Source organism: Tetragenococcus solitarius NBRC 100494 (assembly GCF_001544195.1).
Taxonomy (GTDB): domain Bacteria; phylum Bacillota; class Bacilli; order Lactobacillales; family Enterococcaceae; genus Tetragenococcus; species Tetragenococcus solitarius.
The window spans coordinates 1-3,428 of record NZ_BCPY01000073.1 but is presented as its reverse complement, the minus strand read 5'-3'; the positions used below and the strand labels follow the sequence as shown (position 1 = coordinate 3,428).

Genomic DNA, 3,428 nt, shown 5'->3' with positions numbered 1-3,428 from the left:
ATCGTAACTTTTTTTGTATGGAAACGCATTTTTACACATGTCTAAATTTAAACTGTTGTAAAAATAAATATGTGGAGGTAGAATAGTTTATCGAGAAAAACATTTTTGGAGGGAATAAATGAAATATGATTTGACGAAAAAATCAACCAAAGGAGCGCAAAGAACTTTAAGAGCATTTTCGGATGCGATGTATAAGCTACTAGCGGAAAAATCGTATGACGATATTAGCATTAATGAAATTTGTAAGATTAGTAATTTTCCGCGGGCAACTTTCTATAACTATTTTGAAGATAAAAAAGATTTATTGAATTATTGTTGGTTATTATTCAAAGAAGAAAGCAATATTGAGCAGTATCATGACGTTGCTGACGAAAATCTTCAAGAATATATATTGGGTCAAATCTTTGAGGCCATGGATCAGCATCGGGAACTATTAACTCAATTAGCAAAGCATAATGCTAATAATAGTTCGATTGTGAGCAGCATTTATGAGTACTTTAAAAACGAGGCTATTACGATTTTAAAGCAAGATCTAAAAAATCAAACTTCGAAAGTACCACTAGAATTAGTAGCAAAGCATTATAGTAATACGATTTTGTTGGTACTTAAGTGGATTTTCATCGAAAATCATCCATTGTCTAAGAGAGAAGCGATGGAATATGTTGATGAGTTACTAGGGAAATAAGCATTAAGAGAAGAGTGAATTGATTAATTATAGATAGGAGAGAAGAGTATGAGTAAGTATATCAAACAAAACATTGCCAAGTTTGTGACTTGGATTATCGTTTTGATTTTAGGAATCGTAATGTTACCTAATATTTCTAGCTTAGTAGCTGAAAAAGGTCAAACCAAAATTCCGGATACGGCTAAAAGCCAAGTTGCTAAAACCATCCAAAAAGATTGGGGCCACAAAATTAGCAATACGCGCCAGGTCGTTTTGGTCTTTAATAATGGTGACCAAGCCTTAACCCATAAGCAAAAAGATCGTATTAATGACACTATTGATAAAATCAAAGATAATAAATCTAAGTATGATATTAAAGGAGTTACTGCTCCTAACGATAGTGAGGCAACTAAGAAGCAATTAATTTCAAAAGATAAATCAACCCAGATAGTGCAACTAGATGTAGGTAAGCGGGATTCAGTGCGGAAGATGAATCAAAAGCTGGTTAAAGAAGCTAAGACGAGCGGAGTGAAAACTTACGTAACTGGTAGTGATATCTTAAATGATGATTTCTCGGTAGCCATTGAAGAGGGTCTTAAAAAGACTGAAGTTATTGCCATCGTCTTCATTTTGATTGTGCTAATTCTAGTCTTCCGTTCCCCAATTGTTCCTTTAATTTCTTTAGGAACTGTTGGACTATCTTTCATCGTCGCTTTATCAGCAGTGATGAATTTAGCTAAATATACAGGATTTACGATTTCAAACTTTACCCAAGTTTTCATGGTCGTTGTTATGTTTGGAATCGGGACGGATTACAATATCTTACTCTATAACCAATTCAAGAATGATTTGATTGAGGGGATGGATAAAGAAACTGCCACGAAGCATTCACTTAAGGTGGCAGGGAAAACGATTCTTTATTCAGGAAGTACCGTTCTATTAGGATTCTTGACTTTAGCATTGGCTAAGTTTTCCATTTACCGTTCGGCAACGGGGGTTGGAATTGGGGTTGCTATTTTACTACTAGCATTATTGACCGTTAACCCCTTCTTTATGTCACTACTCGGGAATAAGGTATTCTGGCCTAGTCATAATTCAAAAGAATCAAATCACAGTAAGTTGTGGGATTGGCTTTCAGGACACTCAGCTAAAAATCCATTGATTGCTTTAGGCATCATCGTAATTTTAGCAATTCCAATGCTGTTAACTTATAACAATAAACTTAATTATGATACAGTCGTTGAACTACCAGCTAATTATTCTGCTAAGCAAGGATTTAAGACGGTGCAAAAGCACTTTAGCAAAGGAACAGCGGAACCTACTACCATCTATATCAAGAGCAGTCACAAGCTTGATAATGAAAGTGATTTAAGAGTTATTGATAACTTAACCAACCAAATTAAAGGTATTGATGGAATCAAGACGGTTGCATCAGTTACTCAACCAGGTGGCGATAAGTTAGATCAGCTTTATGTTAATGATCAATTGAAGACGTTGACTTCCCAAACAAGCAAGGCTCAAGCGGGCTTAAAAGAACTTCAAAAAGGTTTAACTGGTGGAGATTTTGATGCTAGTCAACTTGAAGATATCGGTGCTAAAGCGACCTTAATTGGGCAAGAGTTGAAGAGTATCCAATCAACTAGTGGTAGCTCTGTAAGTGGTCAACAATTGATGACGGCCTTACAACAAAAGATGGCAGCGGCTGGTCAACCATTATCACAAACACAAATGACGATTCTTTCTGGAGCAGCTAGCCAAGAAATGGCTTCAGTAAGTTCAATGCAAACTCGCCTTCAAGCAATTGCCACTTATACCCAAGCAATCGGTAATGATGCTCAAACTCTTGGAAATGAACTTAAGGGACAACAACAAAAAATGGCAACCGCTGGTGGCAGCGTTGGTAAACTAAATGACGGGCTATCTGAATCCAATAATTACTTGAAAGAACTTCAAGATTCATCTGCATCTAACACATTATTTGTGCCTAAAGCAGTGTTAGAAAGTGATACATTTAAAGATTCAGAAGATGTCTACTTATCTTCAAATAAAAAGGCCGCTAAGATCACGGTGGTCTTAGATTCAGATCCATTAACTGCTAAGTCGATTAAAAAAGTTGAAAGTCTGCAAACGATGATTAACAACAATATCAAGGGAACCTCATTGAAGAAAGCTTCCGTTTCGATTGGCGGTCAGACTTCTGAAACTTCTGATAAATCAAGTATTGCTAATCAAGATTTCTTACGTAGTGCAGTAATTATGTTAGTTGGCATTACACTTGCATTGATGTTAGTAACGCGCTCTATCTTACAACCATTCTATATCATTGCTTCATTGCTACTAGCATACGTAGGTGGACTAGGAATTACACGCTTTATTAGTAGTACATTCCTTGGGGAAAATCTATTAGGATGGAATGTACCTTTCTTCACCTTTGTAATGTTGGTTGCCCTTGGAGTAGATTACAGTATCTTCTTGATGATGAAGTACCGTGAATTTGATAACGAGGATGCTGGAGATCGAATTGTTAAATCAGCAGGAATTATTGGAACGGTGGTAATTTCAGCTGCAATTATCCTAGGGGGAACATTTGCTGCCTTAATTCCAGCAGGAGTTCTGACCTTGACACAAGTTGCTGTTGGGGTAATTAGTGGTCTGGTTATACTAGTCTTCTTAATTCCAGCAATGAATAGTAGTTTAATTCGTTTAACTTATCCAAGAAAAAATTAATCATAAAGTCGTAACTCAATTTGGGGTTACGGCTTTT

At 36.2% G+C, this 3,428-nt stretch carries 2 protein-coding genes; both read left to right on the top strand.

Going from position 1 to position 3,428, the window contains the following annotated elements; all coding sequences use genetic code 11:
- Positions 1-118 precede the first annotated feature (118 nt).
- The gene (locus TS1_RS12060) at positions 119-685 is read left to right on the top strand and encodes a TetR/AcrR family transcriptional regulator (RefSeq protein ID WP_014123534.1); all 567 of its coding nucleotides are present in this window, start codon (positions 119-121) and stop codon (positions 683-685) included.
- A 48-nt stretch (positions 686-733) separates the two neighbouring features.
- A complete protein-coding gene (locus tag TS1_RS12055) occupies positions 734-3,391 on the top strand; it encodes an MMPL family transporter (protein ID WP_068710718.1) in 2,658 nt (885 codons plus the stop codon).
- Positions 3,392-3,428 lie beyond the last annotated feature (37 nt).

Bases quoted from the DNA above. Each gene is read 5' to 3' on its own strand.
- TS1_RS12060 (WP_014123534.1), top strand. From the start codon at position 119: ATGAAATATGATTTGACGAAAAAATCAACCAAAGGAGCGCAAAGAACT.
- TS1_RS12055 (WP_068710718.1), top strand. From the start codon at position 734: ATGAGTAAGTATATCAAACAAAACATTGCCAAGTTTGTGACTTGGATT.